The sequence below is a fragment of the Bacillus sp. FSL K6-1006 genome (genome assembly GCF_038593175.1).
GTDB classification, from domain to species: domain Bacteria; phylum Bacillota; class Bacilli; order Bacillales; family Bacillaceae; genus Bacillus; species Bacillus safensis.
The window spans coordinates 830,161-855,585 of sequence record NZ_CP151970.1; the positions used below are offsets into that span (position 1 = coordinate 830,161).

Annotated in this window: 31 protein-coding genes and 1 pseudogene; 21 read left to right on the top strand and 11 right to left on the bottom strand. The window is 41.9% G+C overall.

The annotated features are described in order from the left end of the window. The first annotated feature begins 82 nt into the window (after window positions 1-82). Both NSS65_RS04080 and NSS65_RS04085 read left to right on the top strand, forming a co-directional pair. The gene (locus NSS65_RS04080) at window positions 83-631 is read left to right on the top strand and encodes a thioredoxin family protein (RefSeq protein ID WP_034283751.1); all 549 of its coding nucleotides are present in this window, start codon (window positions 83-85) and stop codon (window positions 629-631) included. A gap of 333 nt (window positions 632-964) precedes the next feature. Next, window positions 965-1,432, top strand: a complete 468-nt coding sequence (locus NSS65_RS04085) for a DUF393 domain-containing protein (RefSeq protein WP_041116252.1) — start codon at window positions 965-967, stop codon at window positions 1,430-1,432. Between the two features lie 36 nt (window positions 1,433-1,468). On the opposite strand, the gene NSS65_RS04090 is transcribed toward NSS65_RS04085, so the two are convergent. Continuing rightward, window positions 1,469-2,725 (bottom strand): transcriptional regulator, encoded by a 1,257-nt coding sequence (locus NSS65_RS04090; protein WP_034283753.1) that lies wholly within the window; start codon window positions 2,723-2,725, stop codon window positions 1,469-1,471. 274 nt (window positions 2,726-2,999) lie between these two features. Between NSS65_RS04090 and NSS65_RS04095 the strand changes: the two genes are divergently transcribed. After that, window positions 3,000-3,587, top strand: a complete 588-nt coding sequence (locus NSS65_RS04095) for a nitroreductase (protein ID WP_046314306.1) — start codon at window positions 3,000-3,002, stop codon at window positions 3,585-3,587. A 38-nt stretch (window positions 3,588-3,625) separates the two neighbouring features. Here NSS65_RS04095 and NSS65_RS04100 read toward each other — a convergent pair whose 3' ends face one another. From NSS65_RS04100 to NSS65_RS04110, 3 genes are all read right to left on the bottom strand, one after another. After that, window positions 3,626-3,781 (bottom strand): YfhD family protein, encoded by a 156-nt coding sequence (locus tag NSS65_RS04100; RefSeq protein ID WP_024425223.1) that lies wholly within the window; start codon window positions 3,779-3,781, stop codon window positions 3,626-3,628. A 61-nt stretch (window positions 3,782-3,842) separates the two neighbouring features. Next, window positions 3,843-3,953 carry a YfhE family protein gene (locus tag NSS65_RS04105; RefSeq protein WP_017358836.1) on the bottom strand — a complete coding sequence of 37 codons (111 nt, stop codon included), beginning with the start codon at window positions 3,951-3,953 and terminating at the stop codon, window positions 3,843-3,845. A gap of 52 nt (window positions 3,954-4,005) precedes the next feature. After that, entirely contained in the window at window positions 4,006-4,902 is an 897-nt protein-coding gene (locus NSS65_RS04110; protein WP_251232604.1) for a TIGR01777 family oxidoreductase, read from the bottom strand. Between the two features lie 94 nt (window positions 4,903-4,996). Between NSS65_RS04110 and recX the strand changes: the two genes are divergently transcribed. Together recX and NSS65_RS04120 are read left to right on the top strand one after the other, a co-directional pair. Further along, window positions 4,997-5,788: a recombination regulator RecX gene (gene recX, locus NSS65_RS04115; RefSeq protein WP_284384722.1), complete on the top strand. Its 792-nt coding sequence runs from the start codon at window positions 4,997-4,999 to the stop codon at window positions 5,786-5,788. Between the two features lie 3 nt (window positions 5,789-5,791). After that, on the top strand, window positions 5,792-6,106 hold the full coding sequence (locus NSS65_RS04120; protein ID WP_251232603.1) for a YfhH family protein: 315 nt from the start codon (window positions 5,792-5,794) through the stop codon (window positions 6,104-6,106). A gap of 23 nt (window positions 6,107-6,129) precedes the next feature. Here the strand turns inward: NSS65_RS04120 and NSS65_RS04125 are convergent, their stop codons facing one another. Both NSS65_RS04125 and NSS65_RS04130 read right to left on the bottom strand, forming a co-directional pair. Beyond that, window positions 6,130-6,303, bottom strand: coding sequence for a YpzG family protein (locus tag NSS65_RS04125; protein WP_008360604.1), 174 nt, complete (start codon window positions 6,301-6,303; stop codon window positions 6,130-6,132). 25 nt (window positions 6,304-6,328) lie between these two features. Next, window positions 6,329-6,478, bottom strand: coding sequence for a small, acid-soluble spore protein K (locus tag NSS65_RS04130; RefSeq protein ID WP_003217849.1), 150 nt, complete (start codon window positions 6,476-6,478; stop codon window positions 6,329-6,331). Window positions 6,479-6,594: 116 nt separating this feature from the next. Here NSS65_RS04130 and NSS65_RS04135 point away from each other — a divergent pair, with 116 nt between their 5' ends. From NSS65_RS04135 to NSS65_RS04150, 4 genes are all read left to right on the top strand, one after another. Continuing rightward, window positions 6,595-6,867: a YfhJ family protein gene (locus tag NSS65_RS04135; protein WP_024425219.1), complete on the top strand. Its 273-nt coding sequence runs from the start codon at window positions 6,595-6,597 to the stop codon at window positions 6,865-6,867. A gap of 300 nt (window positions 6,868-7,167) precedes the next feature. Beyond that, window positions 7,168-8,151, top strand: a complete 984-nt coding sequence (locus tag NSS65_RS04140; RefSeq protein ID WP_284384723.1) for a glycosyltransferase family 2 protein — start codon at window positions 7,168-7,170, stop codon at window positions 8,149-8,151. A gap of 87 nt (window positions 8,152-8,238) precedes the next feature. Then, window positions 8,239-10,833, top strand: a complete 2,595-nt coding sequence (locus tag NSS65_RS04145; protein ID WP_342467360.1) for a YfhO family protein — start codon at window positions 8,239-8,241, stop codon at window positions 10,831-10,833. Between the two features lie 69 nt (window positions 10,834-10,902). Beyond that, on the top strand, window positions 10,903-11,439 hold the full coding sequence (locus NSS65_RS04150; protein WP_260983473.1) for a DinB family protein: 537 nt from the start codon (window positions 10,903-10,905) through the stop codon (window positions 11,437-11,439). Here NSS65_RS04150 and NSS65_RS04155 read toward each other — a convergent pair. The 3 genes from NSS65_RS04155 to NSS65_RS04165 all read right to left on the bottom strand — a co-directional run bounded on the left by NSS65_RS04155 (window position 11,348) and on the right by NSS65_RS04165 (window position 13,259). Then, on the bottom strand, window positions 11,348-11,767 hold the full coding sequence (locus tag NSS65_RS04155) for a regulatory YrvL family protein (protein WP_144496686.1): 420 nt from the start codon (window positions 11,765-11,767) through the stop codon (window positions 11,348-11,350). The two genes, NSS65_RS04150 and NSS65_RS04155, sit on opposite strands and share 92 nt — an antisense overlap. A 69-nt stretch (window positions 11,768-11,836) precedes the next feature. Next, on the bottom strand, window positions 11,837-13,000 hold the full coding sequence (locus tag NSS65_RS04160) for an oxalate decarboxylase family bicupin (RefSeq protein WP_034664992.1): 1,164 nt from the start codon (window positions 12,998-13,000) through the stop codon (window positions 11,837-11,839). Window positions 13,001-13,094: 94 nt separating this feature from the next. Beyond that, window positions 13,095-13,259: a YvrJ family protein gene (locus NSS65_RS04165; RefSeq protein ID WP_003217819.1), complete on the bottom strand. Its 165-nt coding sequence runs from the start codon at window positions 13,257-13,259 to the stop codon at window positions 13,095-13,097. Between the two features lie 166 nt (window positions 13,260-13,425). On the opposite strand from NSS65_RS04165, the gene NSS65_RS04170 reads away from it, so the two are divergent. Then, window positions 13,426-14,028, top strand: coding sequence for a sigma-70 family RNA polymerase sigma factor (locus tag NSS65_RS04170; protein WP_024425214.1), 603 nt, complete (start codon window positions 13,426-13,428; stop codon window positions 14,026-14,028). Then, window positions 13,976-14,197 carry a sigma-O factor regulator RsoA gene (gene rsoA / locus NSS65_RS04175; protein WP_047947016.1) on the top strand — a complete coding sequence of 74 codons (222 nt, stop codon included), beginning with the start codon at window positions 13,976-13,978 and terminating at the stop codon, window positions 14,195-14,197. Before NSS65_RS04170 ends, rsoA begins: the two co-directional genes overlap by 53 nt. Window positions 14,198-14,221: 24 nt before the next feature. Here the strand turns inward: rsoA and NSS65_RS04180 are convergent, their stop codons facing one another. Beyond that, entirely contained in the window at window positions 14,222-15,202 is a 981-nt protein-coding gene (locus tag NSS65_RS04180) for a metal-dependent hydrolase (protein WP_342467361.1), read from the bottom strand. 191 nt (window positions 15,203-15,393) lie between these two features. Here NSS65_RS04180 and mutY point away from each other — a divergent pair, with 191 nt between their 5' ends. After that, window positions 15,394-16,494: an A/G-specific adenine glycosylase gene (gene mutY, locus NSS65_RS04185; RefSeq protein WP_081124132.1), complete on the top strand. Its 1,101-nt coding sequence runs from the start codon at window positions 15,394-15,396 to the stop codon at window positions 16,492-16,494. On the opposite strand, the gene NSS65_RS04190 is transcribed toward mutY, so the two are convergent. Then, window positions 16,481-16,705 carry a hypothetical protein gene (locus NSS65_RS04190; RefSeq protein ID WP_003217808.1) on the bottom strand — a complete coding sequence of 75 codons (225 nt, stop codon included), beginning with the start codon at window positions 16,703-16,705 and terminating at the stop codon, window positions 16,481-16,483. The genes mutY and NSS65_RS04190 overlap by 14 nt on opposite strands. An 81-nt stretch (window positions 16,706-16,786) precedes the next feature. Between NSS65_RS04190 and fabL the strand changes: the two genes are divergently transcribed. The 9 genes and pseudogenes from fabL (at window position 16,787) to NSS65_RS04235 (ending at window position 25,420) form a co-directional block, all read left to right on the top strand. Next, window positions 16,787-17,539, top strand: a complete 753-nt coding sequence (gene fabL / locus NSS65_RS04195; RefSeq protein ID WP_024425211.1) for an enoyl-[acyl-carrier-protein] reductase FabL — start codon at window positions 16,787-16,789, stop codon at window positions 17,537-17,539. A 75-nt stretch (window positions 17,540-17,614) separates the two neighbouring features. Further along, a pseudogene (locus NSS65_RS04200) lies at window positions 17,615-17,764 on the top strand (gamma-type small acid-soluble spore protein); the annotation flags it as partial. A gap of 175 nt (window positions 17,765-17,939) precedes the next feature. Next, entirely contained in the window at window positions 17,940-18,200 is a 261-nt protein-coding gene (locus NSS65_RS04205; protein ID WP_034284208.1) for a YgaB family protein, read from the top strand. A gap of 147 nt (window positions 18,201-18,347) precedes the next feature. Beyond that, window positions 18,348-18,878, top strand: coding sequence for a DUF402 domain-containing protein (locus tag NSS65_RS04210; protein ID WP_024425209.1), 531 nt, complete (start codon window positions 18,348-18,350; stop codon window positions 18,876-18,878). 95 nt (window positions 18,879-18,973) lie between these two features. Further along, on the top strand, window positions 18,974-20,716 hold the full coding sequence (locus NSS65_RS04215; RefSeq protein ID WP_034284209.1) for an ABC transporter ATP-binding protein: 1,743 nt from the start codon (window positions 18,974-18,976) through the stop codon (window positions 20,714-20,716). 111 nt (window positions 20,717-20,827) lie between these two features. Beyond that, window positions 20,828-21,850, top strand: coding sequence for an ABC transporter ATP-binding protein (locus NSS65_RS04220; RefSeq protein WP_326135430.1), 1,023 nt, complete (start codon window positions 20,828-20,830; stop codon window positions 21,848-21,850). Continuing rightward, window positions 21,819-22,796: an ABC transporter ATP-binding protein gene (locus NSS65_RS04225; RefSeq protein WP_342467362.1), complete on the top strand. Its 978-nt coding sequence runs from the start codon at window positions 21,819-21,821 to the stop codon at window positions 22,794-22,796. The genes NSS65_RS04220 and NSS65_RS04225 overlap by 32 nt, the downstream gene beginning before the upstream one ends. Beyond that, on the top strand, window positions 22,771-24,357 hold the full coding sequence (locus tag NSS65_RS04230) for an ABC transporter substrate-binding protein (RefSeq protein ID WP_326135432.1): 1,587 nt from the start codon (window positions 22,771-22,773) through the stop codon (window positions 24,355-24,357). Before NSS65_RS04225 ends, NSS65_RS04230 begins: the two co-directional genes overlap by 26 nt. A 61-nt stretch (window positions 24,358-24,418) precedes the next feature. Further along, a complete protein-coding gene (locus NSS65_RS04235) occupies window positions 24,419-25,420 on the top strand; it encodes an ABC transporter permease (RefSeq protein ID WP_070326863.1) in 1,002 nt (333 codons plus the stop codon). The last annotated feature ends 5 nt before the right edge of the window (window positions 25,421-25,425 follow it).

Sequence of the window (25,425 nt, forward strand, 5' to 3'; positions counted from 1 at the left end):
CTTTACCTTTCACTAGGTGAAGGTTTTTTTAGACAAAAGAATAGCAAAAGTGGTAAAGTTGAAGGGTAAGGGGGATGTTCATATGACATTAAATGAATGGTTTACAAAGGGATTAGCTGAACGTACATATGTACACAACATGGAGAAAAACCGGGAAAATCTGCTCACGGTGTACAACCAGTATGCAATTCATCAAAAAGAAAAAGAGCTGCTTCAAAAGCTGCAAAAGAAAAAGCTCCGAGCGCTTGTCATCACAGCGGATTGGTGCGGAGATGCGATGGTCAATGTCCCGATTTTCATGCGTATTGCAAATGAAGCACTCATTGATGTGCGCTATTTCATTCGGGATGAGAATCTAGACCTGATGGATCAGTATTTAACGAACGGGACCGCAAGATCGATTCCGATTATCGTCATCATTGATCAGGACGGGAATGAAGTGGGCAAATGGGGACCTCGCTCAGCAGAAGCACAGCGCTTTGTCGATGAGAAAAAACCGGACAAAGATGCACCTGATTTTGAAGAAGCTTTTCAAGTATTTGCGAAAGAAGCCGCACATCACTATACGACCGACCGTTACTTATGGAAAGATATTGAGAAAGAAATAGTAGAAGTTTTGGCAAAAATATAAACCAAAAGACTACTTCGCCGCAATGGGAAGTAGTCTTTTTTTATCTTGTTTTTGCGTTTTACCTACAAAACCACCGCATAAAGATGTAGAAAACCGCAGAATTCTATCAAATACCGCAGAAAACCGCAAAGCACCACGATTTTCCCAACCACTTTTAGTTGAAAAACCTCATATATGCCATAAAATCAATGATTTTGCCCTTATCCAAAGGCTCATATAACGCACAATGGTTGGCTTTTTCCCAATACAAGAGGCCCAGCAACTATAGTAATCTAGTTGTAATCTCCTTTGAACGAACTAAAAAAATGACGGAAAAGGACAGGCGATCAATTTATGAAAAAAATCATTTATCTCGATCAAGAAAAAAAGAAGCTCGCTGAATCGAAAAAAAGAGAACAGCGTTCCATTAAATCACTGAGGCTGCTTGTGTTTTATGACGGACAAAGTCCTGCATGTGCAAAAATGATTGATTTATTAAGATCACTCGATTGGAAAAATCGGATTCACTTTGAATCCTTTAGACACTCGCAGCTGCTCAGGCTGAATAAAATCAGTGAAGAGAAGGCGGAAAAACGAATCGTGTCTATTTCTTTAGCCAAAAATCAGAAGAATTCAGGGATTTATACTTGGCTGCGTATGGCCTGCCATATCCCTGCTTTATGGGGAACGGTCCCATTCATCTTGCTCAGTATTTGGCTTGGCTTTGGACAGCATGCGTACGATTTCTTTGCAAAAAGACGGTATATTCATTCTGTCAAACGGGTGAACCATCATGACACAGATCAACAAGAGACCATTTAATAAATAGAAAAAGCATGACCTTCGATCGGCAGAAGGTCATGCTTTTTTGTAATAGGGAAGATATCCCGCTAAATGATCAAGAAGCTTCTTTGTATAGGACTGATACGTCTGCTCATCAAGCTCAGCACCTGCATAGGTAAGTAAGGTTCTAAGAGCAAACAAATATTCACTGTGCAGCTCATTGTGTTCAAAGTAAGGAAGGGCTGCTTCGACCAAATAGGTTTTCAAATCAAGAGGGTTTTCCTCAATCATCAATTTATAGATTTTGATCATATATAAACAGTTTGGCTGAATACGAGGCTGTTTTAACAGCTCGTGTATGTAGGGAAGTGCTTTTTTGCGGTCATATTCAGCATATAGTGTCGCAATCTCATATAGCGTTTCACAGTAACGATCTTCTATCTGTTCTTGATTAAAGTAATTGAGTGAATCTAATAAATAAGGCACAGCTGAAGAGAAATCACCTTCACGTTTTAAGAGCACCCCGTAATAAAAATAAGCGGACATTTTAATAAAGGCATCAGGGTGAAGGGACGTGTGCAAAATCACTTCCTTTATATATTTCTTCGCAGTTTGATAGGCTTTTAGTTCAAGTGAGATCACGCCGTGAATAAGTGTACAGTGAATAATCCGCTTGAAATTGTTCTTTTGTCTATATAAATCCATCGCTTGATGTGTCGCTTCAAGCGCATCACCCAGCTGTCCCAAGTTTCCAAGTGCTTTTGCATAGTGATAATACAAATCACTTTGTTCAACTGAAGCGTAGGAAAAGCAGCTTTCAAGCTTTTTCAGTCCATCTTCAAGCTGACCAATTTTAATTTGATGAATGCCGTCAAGATATTCAAAAATTTCTTTTTCCGTTTCAATAAAGGTTTTTTCGAATTTTTTGAGCACGCGGTGTGTTTTTAAGGCAAGCGGCTGTTTATCCGTTAGTAAATAAAATTGAAATAAAGACAAATGATACTGAATGCCTAAATCGAGCGAAAAGAACTGCTCCTCGTGCTGAATGATCATTTCTGCATTTTGTTCAGCCTGATCGAGAGCATAGAAATACATATTCATTTGAAACTCATCCAAAAGTGACAGCAGATGACGCGCCTTTTGTGACAGCTTTTCTTGGCTGATGCCAAGCCGTTCAAGCAGCAGATTGATCGTATCTTGATTGGCCTCCTTTGAGCCATTTTCAATTTTACTTAAATGAGAGACAGAACAAATTCCTTCTGCCAATTCAGATTGGGTCATATTTTGTTTATAACGGTAGAGTTTAATGATTTGTCCAATATTAATTTTCATTCCATCCAGAAGCCTCCCTTCCAATCATGGTTGAAAGCCTTTTGACAAAAAAACAAGATCAGACAAAATGGGAATACTTGAAAATCATTTCATCATCTTGGCTTTTTTCTCAAAATTTGTTTAAAACGTAATATGATTGTAACATTACTTGAAAAAGTCAAACAACTATTTAGCAGACGGGGAGAAGAGATACTTGATTTGCAACTGCACGCGATGACGTTTATAATGTGAATGAGAATCAATTTCAATTAAGTTGATTGAAAGGATGACATTTATGCCAGAAATGAAACAACAAACAGAAGCGTTAACGGTTCGAGACGCTGTCAGATATAGACGATCGATTCGAAAATTCAAAGACACACCGGTGACGATTGAGCAGCTTCAGCCGCTATTAGAGGATGCAGTCTATGCACCTAATCATAAAATCACGGAGCCGTGGCGCTTTTTATATGCGGTGACGGATGAAGCCAAAGCGACTTTTGTAGAGCGCTTCATTGCTTTCTTTCAGCGCAACAACCCAGATGCAAAAGAAGAAAAAATCAATCAATACAGAGAATACTTTTCTAAGGTTCCGGCGCTTTTACTTGTCGTGCTAAAAGAAGACGAGAACCCTGTAGTGAGAAATGATGATTTTGCCGCTGTCAGCGCGCTCATTCAAAATCTTCAGCTGCTTGCGTGGGATCAAGGGATCGGTATGGTATGGAAGAGCGGACGTATTTTATACGACAAAGGCTTTCAACAAGACATGGGATTAAAGGAAAACGAACGGTTTGCTGCGATCCTTCATATAGGTTATCCAGAAGAGGTGCCTGAGGAAAAATCACGCCAGAAAGCATCAAGTCTTCTTACTGAAATCAAATAAAAGAAAAGCAGACCGCTGAATAAGGTCTGCTTTTTTACTTATTGTTTTTTGGCGCGCTGATCGGCTGCTTTCATACGTGCCATTGCTTTTACGTCATTCGGATCTGCAAGTTCTTTGGAAAATTCAACATATTCGCCATCCGTCTCTTGTGCCGCGAGCTCGTGGTTGGATTTTTTGTGTTGGTCTTTTTTCAAAGCCTTTCCCTCCTTTACAAGATCACTTTAGTTATGTGCTTGTTGGAGGGGAATATCCGCCTTATTTGTTTCTTTTTTCTGCTGCTCTTTCCGCTTTTTTGAATTCCTGCTGATACAGGACTTCCTGGGTTTTCTTCAGCTTCGAAGTTGGCTGGTGTTCTTTTTTCTTCATCAAAATCGCTCCCTCATCTCATTTCTAATAGGATGGGTGTTTTTGACAACATTTATTCCCCAGATTGCAAAATCGCTTCTTTTAGTTCAGGGTGCAAAAAGTCATAAGAAGAGAGCAGTGCTTTTTTTGGCAGAGCACGCTGGCCTTCTAAAACAAGTAATGACATTTCACCAAGCGCCGTTTTGATCACAAAAGATGGCACCTTCAGCCAATGGGGGCGGTGAAGGGCAGAAGCAATGGTTTGTCCAAGCTGTTTCATTTGAACAGGATTCGGTGATGTCGCATTGAGCGGACCTGACAGGTCATCATGATGAATCGCATAAGCAATGAGATGTGCCACATCCTCAACATGAACCCATGAAACCCATTGCGAGCCAGACCCAATTGTCCCGCCGGCAAACAGCTTGTAAGGAAGTGTCATCAGCGGCAATGTACCTTTTTCGCCCAACACGACGCCAAAGCGTGTGTAGACCGTACGAATGCCGAGGGCTTCAATCTTTTGTCCCTCAGCCTCCCAAAGCCTTGATGTATGACTTAAGAAATCAGAATCCGCAGGAGGTGATTCCTCCGTAAAATCTCCTGTTTGAGAAGTGCCATAAATCCCAACAGCACTTGCTTGAATCAGTACAGATGGTTTTGATTCCTGCGCTTCTATAATGCGTTTTACCTCTTGTGTTGATTTGAGACGGCTGGAGAGGATGCCTTCTTTTGCCTTGTCTGTCCAGCGTGTAAAAATGGATTTTCCAGCAAGGTTAATCCATACATCAATGGCAGGTAATTCATGCTCAGGCGCAGCACCTTCGGTCAGCCACTGCACATAATGTAAATGATTTTGTTCGGATTCCTTTGGATTTCTTGTTAAAATATATAGATGATGTCCCTCAGCAGCGAGCACTTTTGTGACATGCTGGCCGATAAAACCGGTTCCTCCGGTAATGGCGATATTCAATTGACATCTCTCCTCTCATATACATACCTATATCTTTCACGATTTTGAATCAGAAGAAACATCCTGACTGTTTTGGAAAAGGAGTGATCACAGGATGCCTTATATTACAAAAATTTCTGCTCAGAAAAACAATACCGAGCGGGTCAACATCTTTCTTGATGAAAAGTACGACTTTAGCGTTGATTTAGATGTGCTCGTCCAGCACGATTTGAAAAAAGGAAAAGAGCTTGACGAAGCAGATATCATTGAGATTCAATTCGGTGATTCAGTGAAAAAAGGATTTCAGCAGGCCGTTGATTATTTATCCTACCGCATGAGATCAGTGAAAGAAGTCACCGATTATTTAACGAAAAAAGAAATCCCTGCACCTGCTATTAGTGAAATTATACACAAATTAAAGCATTATAAGTATGTAAATGATCTTGAATTTGCAGAAGCCTATGTCAGCACCCACCGGAAAACGAACAGCAAAGGACCGTCCGTCCTAAAAAAAGAATTGAAGCTCAAGGGGATAGACGATGACACGATTGAACAGGCGCTGTCGCAATACCCTGATGACCTACAGCTGGAGGAAGCTGTAAAGCAGGTTCTCAAGCTTGTCAAAAAAGAAAAAAATCGTTCTGCAAAAGAGATCGAGCAGCGCATCAAGCTGCAGCTACAGCGAAAGGGATTTTCGTTTGAGATCATTGATAAAGCCCTTCAAGAAGCCTATGATGGACAAGAAGAGGAAAAGGAAGAAGAAGCCCTCCTTTATATGCTGGAGAAGGCAAAACGCAAGGTAGGATATGACGGATCATTTGAAAAGAAGATGAAAGTGAAGCAATTTTTATTCAGAAAAGGCTTTGATCTCGATACAATTGATCACGTTTTAGACAAAGGGGAATGACAGATGGAAAAACGCTATAGTGAGATGACAGAATATGAATTGAAGCAGGAGATTGCCGCCCTTTCTGAAAAAGCACGAAAGGCTGAGCAGCTTGGCATTGTGAATGAATACGCAGTTTTAGAACGGAAAATTGATATGGCGAAAGCCTATTTATTAGATCCAGCCTTGATTCAAACGAAAACGACTTATCAAATCAAAGACACAGACGAAGAGTTTTATGTAGAATATCTAAATGGCGTTTTTGCGTGGGGATACAGAGTATCGGCTCCAAATCAGGAAGATGCCCTGCCGATTTCAATGCTGACGCAAAAGGACTGATCCTAAGTGATCAGTCCTTTTCTTTACTTCGAACGCTGTTTACGGACGTTGTTCTGAAGTACGATGTCGTGCTGCGTTTGCTGCGTTTCTCCGTTGACCTGAGAGGCAGAATGCTTTGCATTTGCCCATGGTTGAGGGTAAGCGGTTGTCCTTAATTGAACAAAGTCTGCCATATACGATTTCCCATTTGAACTCATATCTCAAGCACTCCCTTTGGAAAAATTAGCGTTTCCCTGATGCCCTCATACGTTCCTGTGGACGTGTATTCGTTTCACCATTCGGCCGTTTAGACGCATAAGCATCTGTAGCGCCTGGTTCGCCTTCAAACTTGTGATTTACCTGATTTGGAAAGCCTTTTGCTTTATTACGCATATCGATTCCCTCCAAACAATACAAATCATTTGCGTCTTTTGAAGACGTAAGGGTAGTATATGAAAAAAGAAGTTTTTTTAAAAAGGCACTTTCTGCTAGATGAAGGAGGAACAGGCATGGAACAATACTTTGAGCGACTAACAGAACAACTTATGGAAAAAAACAATATGCTGACATATGACGAAGCACGTACATGGGTAGAGCTGCTTTGGAGTGATTTTGAAACGACCTATGCAAAGGCTGGCCGTAAGTATAAAGGACAGGAAACAACAGAACGAATTGTCCAAGAGTGGATCGAGAGCTACGGAGCGCAGCTGCATTTATTTCAAAATAAACAATCAAAGGCAAACGAGCATCTGCAACAAAACAATCGAGGGCTGCTTCACTAAAAAGGCTGCCCTTTCACTTCCATTCATCTTTTTCAATAAATAGGAAAATATATAAATGAACAAACAATTTTATGAAACAATACCCAGTCTGTGATCAAAATTACAGGCTTTTTACAATGATTAAACTTAAAATTACATTAAATTCATCCTGCTGAAAATCAATGGAAATAAAACTCTGATATAATGAAACGATTAAAGAGACATGTAATTTATGGATAATAAAAAAGGGTTTCGTTTTCTGACAAAAAAGGAATAATGAACATATCAGACTATGTGAAAAAAGTGAAGAGAAGGTGCGATATGGAACGGGAACTGCTCTCTGTTATAATTCCTTCTTACAATGAAGGTGAAAACATCAGACGAATCTTTGAGGCACTCGAGGAAGAGTTTCGCGATTTTCATTATGACTTTGAAATCATCTTTGTGAATGATGGAAGCAAAGACAACACGCTTCAATACATGAGAGAGCTCTCTCGAAAAAGTGCAAAGGTTAAATATATTTCCTTTTCGCGTAACTTTGGAAAGGAAGCCGCTATTTTGGCAGGTCTTGAATATGCAAAAGGAGCAGCTGCGATTATTATGGACGCCGATCTGCAGCACCCGACGTATTTAATTCAGGACTTTGTCAGGGGATATGAAGAAGGCTATCATCAAGTCATTGCCAAACGAAATCGTAAAGGTGACAGCAAGCTGCGCTCTTACCTGTCATCCATGTACTATAAGGTGATGAACAAGGTAGTAGAAGTGGACTTGCGTGATGGCGTCGGGGATTTCCGTTTAATTTCACGCCAAGCCATCGATGCATTGCTTCAGCTGAAAGAGGGAAATCGTTTTTCGAAAGGGCTTTTTTGCTGGATTGGGTTTGAAGAAAAGGTCATCTATTATGAAAATGTAGAAAGACAGCATGGTGATACAAAATGGTCACTGAAGAAATTATTTAACTATGGCATAGATGGCGTCATTTCTTTTAACAACCGCCCGCTGCGAATTTGTTTTTATACTGGCATACTGATCTTATTTCTCTCATTGATTTACATCGTGGCCACCTTTATTCAAATCGTCAGAACGGGCATTATGGTGCCGGGTTATTTTACTTTAATATCGGCTGTGCTGTTCCTCGGAGGTGTCCAGCTTTTGAGTCTAGGTGTGATTGGAGAATATATTGGCCGTATCTATTATGAAACGAAAAAGAGGCCGCATTATTTAATCCAGGAATCAAATGTGATGGAACAAGAGACAAGCTCAAAGGAACAAGACCGAGTGTTAACACAGTTATTTAAATAACGTGGAGTCAAATAACCGGCAAGCACGAATCGCTTGCTGGGTTGTTTTGTTTCAAAGAAAAGTGGATCTTTTGTGGAAAGGATTTAGATGATGAAACGTAGATGGATAATGATAGGAATGTGCCTCATTCTCGCTTTATTAGGACACTCCTTTTTCTTATATGAATATACGCAAGGCCGGTATATGACAGGAGATGGAGACGGAATCTCACAAATGCTCCCATTTAAAAAGCTGCTTTACGATGAATACGTCAAAGGGAACTTCTTTTATTCCTATCAATTCGGTCTAGGCGGCGGTACATATACGCAATTAGGTTATTATTTCACAACGTCGACTGTCTTTATGGTCACAGTCGCTGTCGTCTGGCTGATGAATGCGCTTCATTTCATCCAGTCAACGGACATTCATTTCTGGGCAAATGCCGTCATTTGGCTGAGTGTGATCAAGCTGACGCTTATTCTTTTCATCGCTTACCGTGTGCTTCTTTCAATGGTTCAGCATAGGCTGAGCGCATTAACAGGAGCCGCAATTTACGGATTGTCTATTGTGTATTTTCGGCATCAAACATTTTGGGAGTTTTTCACCGACAGTATGATGTGGCTCCCGCTGCTTGTACTTGGGGTTGAACGGATTTTCAAAACAGGTAAGCCGGCTTGGTTTATTGCGGCGTGCAGCCTGATGCTTATCAACAATTTTTACTTTGCTTATATTCATTTTATCTTTTTAGCGATCTATCTTGTCTTCAGATATATCATCAAGCTTCGAAGTGAGGAGAACGGGTGGAAGGTGTTCTGGACGCTGGCGGTCTCTACGCTGTTATCCTTTGGAATCAGTGCCGCCTTTTTTGTCCCGTCTGTCTATGGCTTTCTGAATAATATAAGGCCGCCATATGATCAATCCATACCTTGGTTTGATCTGCATGATCATCTGCTGTTTACAAGCAGGGTGTATTTATTACCTGTGATCTTTCTCATTTGTATGTTCCTCGTTCCGCTTTACCGGAACAGGTGGTTTTTCATGTTTACATCGATCAGCGTTCTGCTCATTGTTTTTCACTACAGTCCAAAGATGGCGAGCGTGTTTAATGGTTTCTCAGCACCGCAGTACAGATTTGAGTACATTCTTGCCTTTACAGTTGGAGCGGTCGCAGCCATCACCATCAAGCATTTCTCGCAAATCGAGTGGAAGTGGAAAAAGCGTGCGGTCTTAGGCGCTTGGATCGTGTTTCTTCTCGCAGTCATCTTATCAGAACGAGCAAAGGGAAATATGGATGTTGTTGTATTTACAGGCATAGGACTGCTTGTGATCAGCTTGTTTTTCCTTTTGATTCATGCGGAAAAACGCCAGCACCTTCGTCTCTTTTCAGCTGTGCTCATCGTTGTCAGCTTACTGACAGCAGGCGTGTATCAGCAGGGCTACTTATCTGAAAGAAGCAATATTAAGAGCGTATCAGATACGTATCTGAATAGTGAGGCTTATGCTGGACATGAGCAAATGAAGCTCATTCAGCAGATTCAAAGCCGCTCTTCAAAAGATCCGCTTGCCCGGATTGACTGGATGAACGGCGTGCGCAACAACACCCCGTTATTTGAAGGCTTTCAAGGCATGAGTGCGTATTCAAGTATATTGAATCAGCATTTACTCAATTTCTACTGGAATGACCTGCAAATCGATATGGGACGGGAAAGTGTCAGCCGTTATGCAACAATGGGGGACAGAGCGAATTTATACAGCCTGACCTATGGAAAGTATTATATGAGAACGAGCGCGATGCCTTACTCACCGCCAGCTTATTTTAAGCCAATATTGGAAAGCGAACATTATAAAGTGTATGAAAATACACGGCCGCTGCCATTTGCAAGAACAACAAGCACCGTTTATTCAGAAGAATCCTTAAAGGATGCCTCAGCACTTGATAGGGAGCATGCGATGCTGCAAGGTGTGGTTTTAGACAAAAAAGGAAACGCTGAAATTGAGCACGCGCCAGATCGAGTCAAGGATACAAATATTCATACGATACAAGCCATATACGAACATGGCGTGCTTGATGTATACGGAGAAACAGGCGGCCTGAATATCACGCTGCCAGATGATATGGCCCGCGCTGGGGATGTGTATGTGAGCTTTTATGTGAAGCGGACAGACCGTAACGAAGGATTTCAGTTATCTGTTGATCACTACGTCACCTCAAGAAAAAGCAATACATCCATCTACAAAACAGGCGTCAATGAAGTGACGATTCGAGTCCCTGCGGAAAAGATTCTCTCGATTCGAGTACCAAAAGGGACGTATGAGCTGAGTCAATTAAAGCTATATCAAGAGCCTTACCGCGTCCTAGAGAAGGCATATGAAAAAGAAAAACAGGATCATGGCAGCCAGCAAGTAAAGCTCGAAAACAACCGCTTTACGATTTCATATGATAACAAACGCGGCGATGATTATATGGTTCTGCCAGTACCATATGAAAAAGGCTGGGAGCTCACGGTGAACGGACAGCAGACCGATATTGAACAAGCCAATTACGCCTTTATCGGTTTTCCAATAGAAAAAGGCAAAAACGAGATTGTGTTAACCTACTATCCGCCTTATATCAGAATTCTCGGGTTGATTTCACTCGTCAGTTTGATTGGTGCGATCTTATATGCACGGAGAAAACACAAGAAACACCACTTTACATCATAAGTGGTGTTTTTTTATCTTTCTCATCATTGATACAATCTACATAAAAGCATGTAAATGGGGGAGAACCATTTGACGTTAAACAAAGAATCGATTATTGATTATTATGAACACTCCATTGAATGGGTACAGTCGCTAACGGAATTAACAGACAAAGAATGGCGAAGAGCGATCGCTGATGGAAAATGGAGCACCGCTGAAATCATCGCACATTTCGTTCCGTGGGATGAATTTATTTTAAACGATCGCCTAAAGGAATTTTGGAACGATCAGCCGTTACCTCAAGCTCCTGATGTGCACAAAATGAATCAGCAGTCAGCTGAAAGAGCGAGAAAGGAAAAGAAAAGCGAGACGATCGGTCGATTTATTGCTGTCAGAACAGAATTACTTCAAGAAATGAAGAAAATCGAACCATCTCGCTGGAATGAACTCTTTTTTATTGGTCAAACCAAGCTGACGTTATTAAGATACTTCCAAGGGCTGAACGAGCATGATATCCATCATATGAAGCAGATCATTAAGCTTCTTTCTCAAACGAAAACGTCGCATAATCAAACAAAAAATGAAACAACCAGAGGCTTAGGGCAAAGAGAATTTCCTCAGAAGTAGACAGTAAAATGCCGCCTACCAATTCATCTGATAAATAGACAGCACCCCAAATAAACAAGAGATGAATTGAAATGGCATAGAAAACGATGGAGCGTTTTTTGGAACGGCACTTTCTAACAACCTTCATGAGCACATGCTCCATATGCTCAAAGGATATCCCAAGTATCACATAGATGCCCATAAATAAAAGCATGGATAAAATCGATTGATAAAAAGCACCCGTCAAATGAAAGAACAGCACACAAAACAACAAAAATATGTAACAGACAGCCGACGCCGCCATGAGCCATTTCAACCCTTGCCATAAAGCGTGAACAGATTGCTGCATAGGTGAACAAACACTCCTTTACATGAAGATACCTGCAAAAAGGACAGCCTTTTTGCAGGAAGTTATATGTTAATCCTCTTTTTTTGGTGCAGCGATCACAGGATGTTTTTCAGTATCAAGCAGTTTTAAGAAATCTTCACCTTGATCTAAATGATCAAGAACAAGCTGTTTCGGTGTCACCGCAAGCCACTGATTGAGTGAGATATCTGCATAATGATCGCTCTTAAAGATTTCTAAGAAATAAAGCGGTTCGTCACCTGTATTCTCTACATAATGCCCCATCGCAAATGGCACATATCCAACGTCTCCTGCCTGATAGTTGAAGGTTCTCGCATGACCATCAGAAGCAAATACCGTCATTCGTGCTTTTCCAGAAATAAAATATTGCCATTCATCCGTATTTGGATGCCAGTGCAGCTCTCGGATAGCACCTGGATCAACTTTCACAAGAGCGGATGCAATCGTTTTAGACGCTTTGAAATTGGTAGAGTCTGCAATCCACACTTGTCCGCCGCTTGACGTAATCGGCTCCTGTTTTAACAGCTCATATTTAAAGGAATTCGGGACTTCTCCTTGCTCTGTTTTAACCTTGTCACACTCAAGGGAACCAGGAATTCCTTTTTGGAAAATATACTTCTCTTTCTCTGGCAGCTTCTCAAATTGCTCCTTTGTCATTCCAAAGTTTTGGAGAACGACTTCCTCTGGGGTATGGGCAAGCCAATCAGTCACTTGGAACGTACTATTTTCAGAGAAGGAACCATCATCAAACACTAGCAAGAATTCAGCTCCCGGTTCAAGTGCTTGGATAGAGTGCGGCAGGCCAGAAGGGAAGTACCACAAATCACCCTCAGTCACATCCTCTGTAAAATTGCGCCCCTCTGCATCAACCGATGTAATTCGGGCTTCCCCATAAATCATGTACGCCCACTCCGCTTCCTTATGCCAGTGCAGCTCACGAATCGCACCAGGCTTTAGCCGCATGTTCACAGAGGCAAGACTTTTAGAGATTGGTAGTTCACGTACCGTGACTTCTCTTGCGTAACCGCCTTTTTCTAAACGGTTGTGCGTATCAGAAAAAGAATATTTCATGTTGGGAACCGTTCCATGATCGGTTTCTGGTGGCGTGAGCATATCTGGGTTTTGTCTGTCTCGCTCGAGATTACGTGGAATTTTGACCGTTGCTCCTTTTTCTCCTCGAATCGGCTGCGGTACACCATTTTGCTTTTCACTCATGATAAAATCCCCTTTCAACATCGTATTGTATGAGGTGACAAAAGGCCTTTCATTTCGCCCTCGTTTTCATAAGGTGAAACGAATCAAGAAGATGTCAATCTGATTCATCATTTTTTTGAACAGCGACCAATCGTTGGATGAGTTTGCTTAATTCATCAAACTTTCGTTCAAAACGTGTCAGCAAGTAAACCGTCAAAATGGCAGGAAAGCCAGCCTGACCGAGCTGCTTCAGCCATTCCTCTGAAAAAAAGGTCTCCATTTGTCTCACCTCCCAGCGGATGCTCGTCTTCTATATAAGTGGTATGAAAGAAGAAAAAGGAAAGCAGAGGGGGATAAAATGAACCATTAGACCCGTTTCACGAAGTTTACTTTTTTTAACTTTTGTCCACTTAATGCTAGTAGAGGGAACAAAGGGGAGGATGCACATGGATTATCGGCTGTTATTGAAAGCAAAATGGAAGGAAATCATTGATCACCCGCTCATTCAGCAGTTTTTAAGCAACCCGAAAAACGAGCAGCTGCTCCGGCAAGTTATGGAAGAGCCAAACGAGGAAAATGCCAAAAAACTAGATTCCGAGTTCAAACAGTTCTATCAGAAAATCCGCATCATCAAGTATATCTCCACAATGATACGCATCTTTTCAGTCGACTTTGACAAACGAGTAAAAAAGAAGCAGCAGCGTTTTCCGCTCATACTCGATCATCCTGATACGCAAGAAGTGAAAGACCCTGTTCAAACAGATACGTATGAAGCCGTGCTCTTCAACCAGCAAGACCTAGGGGAGCATCTGCAAGATCAAACATTGTACAAGGCCTACCAGCAGCTCACAGACAAACAAAAAATGGTCCTAACCCAAATCTATGTCGAAGGCCAAACAATGAAGGAAATAGCCGATCAGTTAGGCGAAACAAGACAAAACATCTCAAACATTCACAAAAAAGCGCTCAACAAACTAAAAGAAGAAACAGGGGGAGATGTCCGTGCAAGAAGACAAAATGACCAATGGAGAAATGGAAGAACTCATTGAAACCTTCACACCCATGATCAAAAAGAAACTACAAAACACGGCATATCAAGAAAGAGAAGACCTCGAACAAGAACTCTATATCAAACTCATCGAAAAAGTAGACTGGCTGATTTATCAAGAAGGACCTGGCTTTTGGGAGTTTATTGTGGAATATATGACGAAGTTGTAAGAGTGAAGCACAAAAAAGACTCGCTCACACAGAGCCGAGTCTTAATTTTTTTTGCAGTTTTTCTTCACTGAAAATCCAGCCGGTATAGGAATTTTTGATTTTGTGGTCCATGTCGATATGGCAGATCGCGACAAAAGGATAATGACCTTTGCTGCGGTAGCGCAAATCAATGAACCGCACCTCGTAATGATCCTTGTATTTATCCACTTCCCACCGGTAGACAGGGGAGAAGGAGAGAAAGGCTGAAATGTTTTCATCTTGTTTGGCAATTTTCATAATTTCAGTATCAGGGACCGGCACACGGTTAAAGGTGTCTAAAATGACGACTTCTCCATTCATACTGCGCCCAACATGGAAAGAGGATTTGCATTTCACAGCAATGCGCCATTGTCTGAACTTCATTGTAGGCGAAATAATAATCTCTTCAATTTCATCGAATCGTGCACGCAGCTGACGTTTAATCTGAAGCTGCATGATGACCCTGACGATATAGTAACAGAAAATCACGGCATACAGCGTAATAAACGTATAGCCGGGATGTCCGCCAATCGCCCAAACGACAATGGCGACAAGGTGTGTAAAAAAGATAAACGGATCAAACGTATTAATGATCCCAAGTGCTACCCATTTCTTCGAAAATGGACGAATGGCCTGCGTGCCGTATGCATTGAAAATATCGACAAACACGTGAAGCACAACGGCTAATAGTGTCCATAACCAGAGGTGAAGTAAATTCGCCCCAGGCACAAATGGGAAAATCACAGCCGGAATCAGCAATGACCAAAACAGTACAGCTGGAATGGAATGTGTAAATCCTCGGTGATTTCTTATATAAACCGCATTATTTTTTAGTTTTAGCACAGTATCAATGTCTGGTGCTTGGGAGCCGGCGATGGTCGCGATCATCACGGCGTGTGCCATGTGTGGATCTGCGCTGACGGCTGGATCTAAAAGTGCAAGTCCCCCAAGAGAAATGCCCATTACTACATGAGTACCAGTGTCCAATTGATTACCTCCTAGTTGTCATGCTTAGGAACAATCATACAAAGTATACGTCTCTAATCAAGACTATGTGCAAAATCACTTTTGCTTTATCCCGATTTAATGTAACATGTTAACGTATCTACAAACAGTATACAACAAATAAGGTTCTATTCAGAACGTTAGCCCTCGGTCCAATGAGAAGGAGTATAGATATGAAAGACATTCAAGAAAAGCTGGACCGCAAAGATATTGCGGGCTTTCAGCATGATCTAATTGATTGGTATGAAAAAGAACAACGAACATTACCATGGCGTGAAAATCAAGATCCATACCGCGTCTGGGTATCAGAAGTGATGCTTCAGCAAACGAGAGTAGATACGGTCATTCCGTACTTCAACCGGTTTATGGAGCAATTTCCGACGGTAAAGGATCTCGCTTTAGCTGACGAAGAAAAGGTCATGAAAGCATGGGAAGGTCTTGGCTACTACTCAAGAGTGCGTAATTTACAGGCAGCTGTGAAAGAAGTATATGAATCCTACGGTGGCATTGTCCCTGATACGAAAGAGCAATTTTCAAAGCTCAAAGGTGTAGGCCCATATACGAGCGGCGCAGTGCTGAGTATTGCCTATAACAAGCCGTATCCTGCGGTAGACGGCAACGTGATGAGAGTCATTTCTCGTATTTTGTCCATATGGGATGATATTGCAAAACCAAAAACGAGAAATATTTTCGAATTTGCGGTCGATCAGCTCATTTCCCGGGAAAAGCCGTCAGAATTTAATCAAGGGCTGATGGAGCTTGGTGCGCTCATTTGCACTCCAACATCCCCTGCCTGCCTCATTTGCCCTGTGAACATGCATTGTTCGGCACTCGAGGAAGGCGTTCAGCATGAGCTCCCAGTGAAAAGCAAAAAGAAAAAGCCGACTGCAAAATCAATGGCAGCAGCGGTGTTATTTGATGACGCAGGCAACCTATATATTCATAAGCGGCCAAGTACAGGCCTCCTTGCGAATTTATGGGAATTCCCTAATATGGAAACCGTGAAGGGAAGAAAAACGGAAAAAGAGCAGCTCATTGATTTCTTAAAAGAGGAGGGGGGTGTACAAGCGGAGCTTGGTGATTTAGAAGGCACCATTCAGCATGTATTTACCCACCTCATCTGGAATATTTCTGTTTTCTTTGGACGAGTTACCTCTGTATCTGATGACACGAAGCTGAAAAAAGTCACAATAGAAGAATTTGAGGCATATGCTTTGCCAGTCTCACACCAAAAAATTTGGAAGCTGGCACTTGAGCAGCCTAGTCATATTTAACCGTTGTACCGTGGGTATAATCAGCTTCATTTCGGTGCAGACCCCCGCGGTCTTCGATTTCAGAAATGATTTCTCGATACTTAGATTGCCCTTCTTCATTCAAATAAGGTAAAATTTGTTGGAAAGCATGATGAAAGTAAGCAAGCTCAGTATCTTTCCATTGATCCTTGGACATCATGCCAAGCTGGCTTAAATCGCGTCCGACATACATGAATGTAACCTCCTAATAGAAACTTTCCTATTAGTGTGAAGCGAATGAACGAAAACTATTCAAATCAGGAGATGAACCATAATGAGTCAACGTAAATGTGCATTAATTACAGGAAGCAGCAGAGGAGTAGGGAAAGAAGTAGCCCTTCGCCTCGCTGAAAAAGGATATGACATTGTCATTAACTATGCGAGAAGCAAAAAAGCCGCACTTGAAACAGCGGAAGAAATTGAAGCGATGGGCGTTAAAACATTGGTTGTGAAAGCCAATGTAGGCCAGCCTGAGAAAATCAAAGACATGTTTCAACAAATTGATGAAACTTTTGGCCGTTTAGATGTATTTGTGAACAACGCGGCATCAGGTGTTCAGCGTCCAATTATGGACCTTGAAGAAAATCATTGGGACTGGACGATGAATATCAATGCGAAAGCTTTGTTATTTTGCGGACAAGAAGCGGCGAAACTAATGGAGAAAAATGGCGGCGGACATATCGTCAGCATTAGCTCTCTTGGCTCTATTCGCTACCTTGAAAATTACACAGTAGTCGGCGTATCAAAAGCAGCACTAGAAGCTTTGACACGTTACCTTTCTGTAGAGCTGTCACAAAAAAATATCGTCGTCAACGCTGTATCAGGCGGCGCGATCGATACCGATGCACTCAAGCACTTCCCGAACCGAGAAGAGCTTTTAGAAGATGCGAAGAAAAACACACCTGCCGGCCGAATGGTGGAAATTAAAGACATGGTCGACAGCGTGGAATTCCTTGTATCAGGCAAAGCAGACATGATTAGAGGCCAGACGATTATTGTGGATGGCGGACGTTCTTTGCTTGTTTAAAAAAATCATGAATAGGATCTGCACCTTCTGCACAAATTAATGTGCGTGGAGGTGATAATGATGGATCAACAACAAAACAAAACAAACGCACAACAAGTGAAGAAACAAAACCAAGCTTCTGCACAAGGCGGTCAATTTGGTACTGAATTTGCTAGTGAGACTGACGTACAGCAAGTAAAAAAATACAACCAAAAAGCTGAGCAAAACAAACAACAAAACAGCTAATCACTGAAACAAAGGAAAGCACTTCATATACGAATGAAGTGCTTTTCTTTTTTGCCTCTCATCACCATCCGACAAAACCTGTAAAACCTCTACATAAACAGTCAAAGGATTTCTTCTTTCTTTCAAGAAATGGTATACAGACAAAAAGTGGATTCGATGAAAAGGGAGGAGTTAGATGTCTGATTTCGATCAGCTTGTAAAAGAACAAATGCAGCTCATGGATCAGCTGCTCGATGTGCAGGGAGAACTCGATCTATGCTTAGAAACAGAAAAACAATTGCAGCAGGATGAAAAAAAAGAAGAGTGGCATAGGCTTTGTGATCAGATCAAACAGAAACGTGAGGAACTGCAAAAAGTGCAAACCCTATTTACAAAACAGACAGAAGAGGTCATCAACTCATATAAACAGATGGAAAAGAGTTCTAGCGTGATGTAAGTCAGTGTGCCGTTCAATTGGGTTGAATGGCTTTTTCATTTCATTTTTTAATGATGTAACGGTATAATATAATAGAGACATGTTTAGTTGGGAAATTAGGTCTTTGGACTGTTAGGTTTGTTTGTTATAGAAAGTAGGGGAGAAAATATGGGCTATCCCAAGGAAGGAGAAACCATCCAAATTCAAAGCTATAAACATAATGGCTTGATCCACAGGATTTGGAATGAAACCACCATTCTGAAAGCAACGGAATTGTGTATCATTGGTGCAAACGACCGTACAATGGTGACTGAATCCGACGGCCGTACTTGGATGACGAGAGAACCGGCTATTTGCTATTTCCATGCAAAACAATGGTTTAATGTAATTGGGATGCTTAGAGATGATGGGGTATATTATTACTGCAACATCAGCTCTCCTTTTGCGACAGATGATGAGGCAATTAAGTATATTGATTACGATTTAGACGTCAAAGTCTTTCCAGACATGACGTACAATATTTTGGATGAGGACGAATATGCAGATCATAAGAGGCAGATGAATTATCCAAAAGAAATCGATAGTATCTTAAGAGAGCATCTGAATACATTACTGCATTGGATTCACCAGCGGAAAGGTCCGTTTGCGCCTGAATTTGTGGATATGTGGTATGAACGTTTTTTACATTATACAAAATAAGCAAGAGCATCAAAAAACCTGTTTGGCTTTTTAGGCTAACAGGTTTTTGACTGCGTACGGATAAGAGGCACTGATAGATTGGGAAGGAGATTTACATGGGGGTCATTAAACGCTACATGGCTTTTGTAACACCGTATAAAAAACAGATTGCATTGACAATGGTCATCGGAATGATTAAGTTCTCGATTCCCTTAACCTTGCCTCTGCTTTTAAAGTATGTCATTGATGATGTCATTCAAGGCTCGGGGTCAGCTGAAGAAAAGACATCAACTCTACTGATCATAATGGGAATCATGCTCGTATTATTTTTAGTGTTGAGGCCGCCTGTTGAATACTATAGACAATACTACGCTCAGTGGACAGGCAGTAAGGTATTATTTGATATTCGGGAAAAACTGTTCTCGCATATTCAAAAGCTAAGTCTTCGTTATTATGCCAACACGAGAACAGGAGAAATTATTTCAAGAGTGATCAACGATGTGGAGCAGACAAAGGAATTTGTCATCACAGGGCTCATGAACATTTGGCTGGATATGATGACTGTACTGATCGTGATCGCTATTATGTGTACACTGGATCTGAAGCTCACCATCGTGTCTGTCATTATTTTTCCGCTATACGCGTTTGCAGTAAAGTATTTTTACGGACGGCTTCGCAAGCTGACAAAAGAGCGGTCACAGGCGCTGGCTGAAGTGCAAGGGCACCTGCATGAGCGGGTACAAGGAATGCCGGTCATTCGCAGCTTTGCGATTGAAGAATATGAACAAGAGAATTTTCATGATGAAAACAAAAATTTCTTAAACAAAGCAATCAACCATACGAATTGGAACGCCAAAACATTTGCCGTCGTCAATACCATCACTGACATTGCACCGCTGTTAATCATTGCATTTGCTGGCTACACTGTGATTAATGGATCGCTTTCGATTGGGACCATGATCGCCTTTGTCGGCTATATTGACCGGATGTACAATCCGATTCGCCGTCTCATTAACTCATCCACGACGTTAACCCAGTCCGTTGCATCAATGGATCGGATCTTTGAGTTTATTGATGAGCCATATGAGGTCACAGACCGGCCGAATGCAAAAGAAGCCAATCATTTAAAAGGAGAGGTAGAGTTTAAAAATGTGTCGTTTCGTTATGAACACACGCAGGAAGAGATTCTGCACAATATCTCCTTGAAAGTAGAAAAAGGACAAACGGTTGCGCTTGTAGGAATGAGCGGTGGAGGGAAGTCGACACTCGTCAGCTTAATTCCAAGGTTTTATGATGTCACAAACGGGTCACTTGAAATTGACGGCATTGATATCAAAGAGTACAAAGCAAGAAGTCTTCGAAATCAAGTCGGAATGGTGCTGCAGGATACATTCCTATTCAGTGACACGATTAAAGAAAATATTGCGGTTGGTGACCCTGAAGCACCTTTTGAAAATATCGTGTCGGCTGCAAAAGCGGCAAATGCGCATGATTTTATTATGTCTCTTCCTGAAGGATATGACACGAAAGTAGGAGAACGGGGCGTGAAGCTGTCAGGTGGACAAAAACAGCGGATTTCCATTGCAAGGGTATTTCTTAAAAATCCACCGCTTTTGATTTTAGACGAAGCGACGTCCGCACTTGATTTAGAAAGTGAGCATTACATTCAAGAAGCGATGCAAAAGCTGGCGAAGGATCGCACAACCTTTATTGTCGCACACAGATTATCAACCATTACACATGCTGACCAAATTGTGGTCATGGAACAAGGCGAAATTGTGGAAAAAGGAACACACGAAGAATTAATGAACCGAGACAGCCACTATCGTCATTTATTTACCATTCAAACTTTAAATTAGTAGAAGCCTATCCGATTCTAGCGGATAGGCTTTTTTATGTTGTCAAAAACATGACATATTTCCCAGCTTGTCTCAATACAATTTTAAAAAGTATGACGGGGTGGTGAATATGTGAAAGAACAAGACGTGCTGCTAGATGTCAAACAGCTGTCCATTGCGTTTCAGCAGAAAAAGCAAAAAGTGCCCATCGTCCATCACATATCGTTCTCGATTCAAAAAGGGGAAACGTTAGGGATTGTGGGTGAATCAGGCTGCGGGAAAAGTATCACAAGCATGTCATTAATGGGACTGAATCAGCAAACCGATACAACGGGCGAGGTTCACTTCGAAGGGCAAAATCTGCTGTCACTTTCAGAGAAGCAGTGGCGAGAGATAAGAGGAAATGACATTTCAATGATTTTCCAAGAGCCTATGACATCTCTGAACCCATTAATGACCATCGGCAAACAAATGACGGAAGCCCTTTTCACACATCAATCAATCGGTCAGAAAGAAGCAAAAGCGAAGGCGATTGATCTTCTTCAAACAGTTGGGTTGAAGCAAGCGGAATCGTTACTTAAAAAATATCCACACGAATTATCAGGCGGCATGCGCCAGCGAGTCATGATTGCGATGGCAATGCTTTGTCACCCAAAGCTCATGATCGCTGATGAACCGACAACTGCACTTGATGTAACCATCCAAGCGCAAATCCTTCGTCTGCTCAAAAAGCTGAACGAAGAGATGAATACTGCTATTTTATTTATTACCCATGATCTAGGTGTCGTGCGGCAAATATGCCAGCGAGTCATGATTATGTATGCCGGTCGAATTGTAGAAGAAGGAACCGTTGACCGTATTTTTCAAAAACCTCTGCATCCCTACACGAAAGGTCTTTTCGCCTCAGTTCCATCGTTTAAAGAGAAAAAAGAAAAGCTCATCTCTATTGCAGGTCATGTGCCTAAGCCAGGGGCCATCCGGTCCGGCTGTCAATTTGCACCACGCTGCCCATATCAAATGGCGCAATGTCTTGAAAAAGATCCAGCCTTACAATCCATTGAACAGAATCACCGCGTGGCATGTTTTCTAATGGAAGGAGGAGAAGACACTGAGTCACCCACTTTTGCAAGTGAATCAGCTGACAAAACGGTATGACACAGCCGCTTTTTTTTCTAAACATAAACAATCGACTTTGGCTTTAAATCAAGTGTCCTTTCACGTGAAGGAAGGAGAAACGCTTGGCATTGTTGGTGAATCAGGCTGCGGGAAATCAACACTTGGCAAAAGCCTAATGAGATTGACTGAACCGACGTCAGGCTCTATTCAATTAAAAGGGCAGGAGATCACCCTTCTAAAAGAACGAGATATGCGTTCCTTAAGAAAAGACATTCAAATGATCTTTCAAGATCCATATGCTTCTTTAAATCCAAGAATGAAAATCAAAGATATTTTAGAGGAACCACTGATTGTCCATCAGCATGGGACGAAAGCAGAAAGACGGAAACGGGTAAAAGAGATGCTGCACATTGTTGGATTTGATCCTTCCTACGGAGAACGTTATGCGCATCAATTCAGCGGCGGGCAAAGGCAGCGTATCGGTATTGCTAGAGCACTTATTACGCACCCAAGTCTTGTCATTGCCGATGAACCAGTTTCGGCTTTGGATGTATCCGTTCAAGCGCAAATTTTGAATTTGATGCTTGAATTGCAAAAGACGCTTTCTCTGACGTATCTGTTTATTTCTCACGACCTTGGGGTTGTCAGATATATGAGCGACCGGATCGCCGTCATGTATGCTGGGCGCATTGTGGAGATGGGGCCTGCCGAAGATGTGTTTCACAGTCCCCTTCATCCCTATACGTCGCTGCTTCTGAAATCCATTCCACATATGGATCACGTACTAGAGGCGCAAGATGTGGCAGCAGAAGAGACCACAATGACGGAACGCGGCGGCTGTCCTTTCTACAAAAGGTGTCCAAAAAGATGGGAGAAATGCCTGAAAGCAGTTCCTGCTTTCTATGAGGAGGCAACGGGGCACGCAGCCGCGTGTTATTTATATCAAAAGGAGGAACACAATGAAGAAGACATGGTTATTCAGTAGTTTCATTTTTGTGCTGGCACTGGCGCTCTTTTTAGGGGGATGCTCGTCTTCACCGACATCAGAAGAAAAGGCAACAAAAGATACCCTCGTATTTGGCAGAGGGGGAGATTCCACTTCACTAGATCCAATCACAACAACAGAAGGCGAAACCTTTAAGGTCACAGAGAATATATTTGAAAAGCTCTTGAATTACGGTGAGAAAGACACGACCATCCATCCTGGCCTCGCAACAGAATGGGATGTTGCAAAGGACGGAAAATCATACACGTTCTACTTAAGAAAAGGTGTGAAATTCCACGATGGTACAGACTTTAACGCAGAAGCAGTGAAATTCAATTTTGAGCGCTGGATGAATGGAGACGCAGAAAAGTTTCCTTACTATGGTATGTTTGGCGGCTATAAAAAAGATAAAGGGCATGTCATTAAAGACATCATCGTCAAAGGCGAGCATGAAATTGAATTTCAGCTAAAGCGCCCGCAGGCGACATTCCTCAAAAACATTGCTATGTCACCATTTGGCATCGCAAGTCCAGCGGCTGTTGAAAAAAGCGGCGATTCATTTAGAGAAAATCCAGTGGGGACAGGACCATTCAAGTTTAAAGAGTGGAAGCAAAACGACCGTATCGTGTTAGAAAAAAACGAGGATTATTGGCAGAAGGATAAGCCAAAGCTGAATCAAATCATCTTCCGCTCCATTCCAGAAAACTCTGCTCGTTTAAATGCCCTTAAAACAGGCGAGATCGACTTAATGGATGGCGTGAATCCATCAGATTTAGATGGCATTAAAACCGACAAAGCACTCCAGCTCATTGAAAGACCATCGATGAACGTAGGCTATATCGGACTGACTGTCACAAGAAAGCCGCTTGATAACAAGCTCGTTCGTCAGGCACTCAATTATGCGGTCGATAAAGAATCGATTATTGAGTCATTTTATGGCGGACTTGCTGAGCCAGCAAAAAATCCATTGCCTCCAGCTTTAGAAGGCTACAATGACGACATTGAGCCATATCCGTATGATCCAGAAAAAGCGAAAGAACTATTAAAAGAAGCGGGCTTCCCTGACGGCTTTCGCATCAAGCTTTGGGCAATGCCTGTACCGCGTCCATATATGCCAGATGGAATGAAGGTAGCAGAAGTCATTCAGTCAAATTTTGAAAAGGTCGGCGTCAAAGCAGAAATTGTGACATATGACTGGGCCACCTATTTAGATAAAGCAAGTAAAGGGGAAGCAGATGTGTTCTTATTAGGCTGGACAGGGGACAATGGCGATCCTGATAATTTCATTTACACGCTGCTGGACAAAGACAGCATTGGCGGCAACAACTATACATTTTTTCAAAATGATAAAATGCATGACATTTTAATTGAAGCGCAAACAGACACAGATCAAAAGAAACGAAATGAGCTGTATAAAAAAGCACAGGAAATCATTCATGACGAAGCGCCTTGGATTCCATTGGTGCATTCGATTCCAATGCTTGCCGCTTCTAATGATTTAAAAGGCTATCAGCCGCATCCAACTGGTTCAGAAGCTTTAACTGACGTGTATTTCGAATAAGCAAATAAGGGAGATCTTGTATCTCCCTTATTCAAACAAAGAAAAAGGCGGTGAAAGCTGTTTGTTTGCTTATTGTATGAAGCGGGCAGGAATGCTCATCCCAGTACTCATCGGAATGACATTGGTCGTGTTTTCAATTATTCGTTTTATACCTGGAAATCCAGCGCAGGTCATCTTAGGACAGCGGGCAACGAAAGAGGCAGTAGAACAATTAACGATCCAGCTCGGTTTAGATCAGCCATGGTACGTTCAATACGGTCATTATATGCTTGGCCTTTTAAAAGGGGATTTAGGAACTTCCATTCGAACAGGAGCGGCTATTGCCCAGGAAATGAAGCCTTACTTATTTGCGACGTTAGAATTGACCTTTTTTGCCATGGTGCTGGCGATTGTTGTGGGAGTGAATGCCGGAATCATTAGTGCTTGGTTTAAGCATTCTTTCTTTGATTATGCCGCGATGTTTATTGCACTCATCGGAGTGTCCATGCCGATTTTCTGGTTAGGTTTAATGGGGCAGTGGCTGTTCTCGATCGAATTAGGTATTTTGCCGACAACAGGCCGAGAAGATGTAAGGAATCCAGTCGAGTCGATCACGTATATTCATACACTGGACACGCTTTTGCAAGGCCGGTTTGATCAATTCACTGACAGCATCAAGCATTTGATCTTACCAAGTACAGCACTCGCCACAATTCCTGCTGCGATTATTGCGAGAATTACAAGGGCAAGTATGCTGGAAGTGCTTCATTCAGACTTTATTCGAACAGCAAAAGCAAAAGGAGTACGTTCATTTTTTATCATTTATCAGCATGGCCTGAAAAATGCGCTCATTCCGATCTTGACGATTATTGGTCTTCAAACGGGCCTCTTGCTTGGTGGAGCGATTTTAACAGAAACCATTTTTGCTTGGCCGGGAATCGGACGGTATATATATGACGCCATCAGTTATCGTGATTACCCAGTCATTCAAACAGGTATTCTTGTCGTTGCGCTTATATTTGTCCTGATCAATTTCATTGTGGACATCTTGTATGCGGTCATTGATCCAAGGATTAAATATTAGGGAGG

Bases quoted from the DNA above. Each gene is read 5' to 3' on its own strand.
- NSS65_RS04080 (WP_034283751.1), top strand. From the start codon at position 83: ATGACATTAAATGAATGGTTTACAAAGGGATTAGCTGAACGTACATAT.
- NSS65_RS04085 (WP_041116252.1), top strand. From the start codon at position 965: ATGAAAAAAATCATTTATCTCGATCAAGAAAAAAAGAAGCTCGCTGAA.
- NSS65_RS04090 (WP_034283753.1), bottom strand. From the start codon at position 2,725: ATGAAAATTAATATTGGACAAATCATTAAACTCTACCGTTATAAACAA.
- NSS65_RS04095 (WP_046314306.1), top strand. From the start codon at position 3,000: ATGCCAGAAATGAAACAACAAACAGAAGCGTTAACGGTTCGAGACGCT.
- NSS65_RS04105 (WP_017358836.1), bottom strand. From the start codon at position 3,953: ATGAAGAAAAAAGAACACCAGCCAACTTCGAAGCTGAAGAAAACCCAG.
- recX (WP_284384722.1), top strand. From the start codon at position 4,997: ATGCCTTATATTACAAAAATTTCTGCTCAGAAAAACAATACCGAGCGG.
- NSS65_RS04120 (WP_251232603.1), top strand. From the start codon at position 5,792: ATGGAAAAACGCTATAGTGAGATGACAGAATATGAATTGAAGCAGGAG.
- NSS65_RS04125 (WP_008360604.1), bottom strand. From the start codon at position 6,303: ATGAGTTCAAATGGGAAATCGTATATGGCAGACTTTGTTCAATTAAGG.
- NSS65_RS04130 (WP_003217849.1), bottom strand. From the start codon at position 6,478: ATGCGTAATAAAGCAAAAGGCTTTCCAAATCAGGTAAATCACAAGTTT.
- NSS65_RS04135 (WP_024425219.1), top strand. From the start codon at position 6,595: ATGGAACAATACTTTGAGCGACTAACAGAACAACTTATGGAAAAAAAC.
- NSS65_RS04140 (WP_284384723.1), top strand. From the start codon at position 7,168: ATGGAACGGGAACTGCTCTCTGTTATAATTCCTTCTTACAATGAAGGT.
- NSS65_RS04145 (WP_342467360.1), top strand. From the start codon at position 8,239: ATGATGAAACGTAGATGGATAATGATAGGAATGTGCCTCATTCTCGCT.
- NSS65_RS04155 (WP_144496686.1), bottom strand. From the start codon at position 11,767: ATGCAGCAATCTGTTCACGCTTTATGGCAAGGGTTGAAATGGCTCATG.
- NSS65_RS04160 (WP_034664992.1), bottom strand. From the start codon at position 13,000: ATGAGTGAAAAGCAAAATGGTGTACCGCAGCCGATTCGAGGAGAAAAA.
- NSS65_RS04165 (WP_003217819.1), bottom strand. From the start codon at position 13,259: ATGGAGACCTTTTTTTCAGAGGAATGGCTGAAGCAGCTCGGTCAGGCT.
- NSS65_RS04170 (WP_024425214.1), top strand. From the start codon at position 13,426: ATGGATTATCGGCTGTTATTGAAAGCAAAATGGAAGGAAATCATTGAT.
- rsoA (WP_047947016.1), top strand. From the start codon at position 13,976: ATGTCCGTGCAAGAAGACAAAATGACCAATGGAGAAATGGAAGAACTC.
- mutY (WP_081124132.1), top strand. From the start codon at position 15,394: ATGAAAGACATTCAAGAAAAGCTGGACCGCAAAGATATTGCGGGCTTT.
- NSS65_RS04190 (WP_003217808.1), bottom strand. From the start codon at position 16,705: ATGTATGTCGGACGCGATTTAAGCCAGCTTGGCATGATGTCCAAGGAT.
- fabL (WP_024425211.1), top strand. From the start codon at position 16,787: ATGAGTCAACGTAAATGTGCATTAATTACAGGAAGCAGCAGAGGAGTA.
- NSS65_RS04205 (WP_034284208.1), top strand. From the start codon at position 17,940: ATGTCTGATTTCGATCAGCTTGTAAAAGAACAAATGCAGCTCATGGAT.
- NSS65_RS04210 (WP_024425209.1), top strand. From the start codon at position 18,348: ATGGGCTATCCCAAGGAAGGAGAAACCATCCAAATTCAAAGCTATAAA.
- NSS65_RS04215 (WP_034284209.1), top strand. From the start codon at position 18,974: ATGGGGGTCATTAAACGCTACATGGCTTTTGTAACACCGTATAAAAAA.
- NSS65_RS04230 (WP_326135432.1), top strand. From the start codon at position 22,771: ATGAAGAAGACATGGTTATTCAGTAGTTTCATTTTTGTGCTGGCACTG.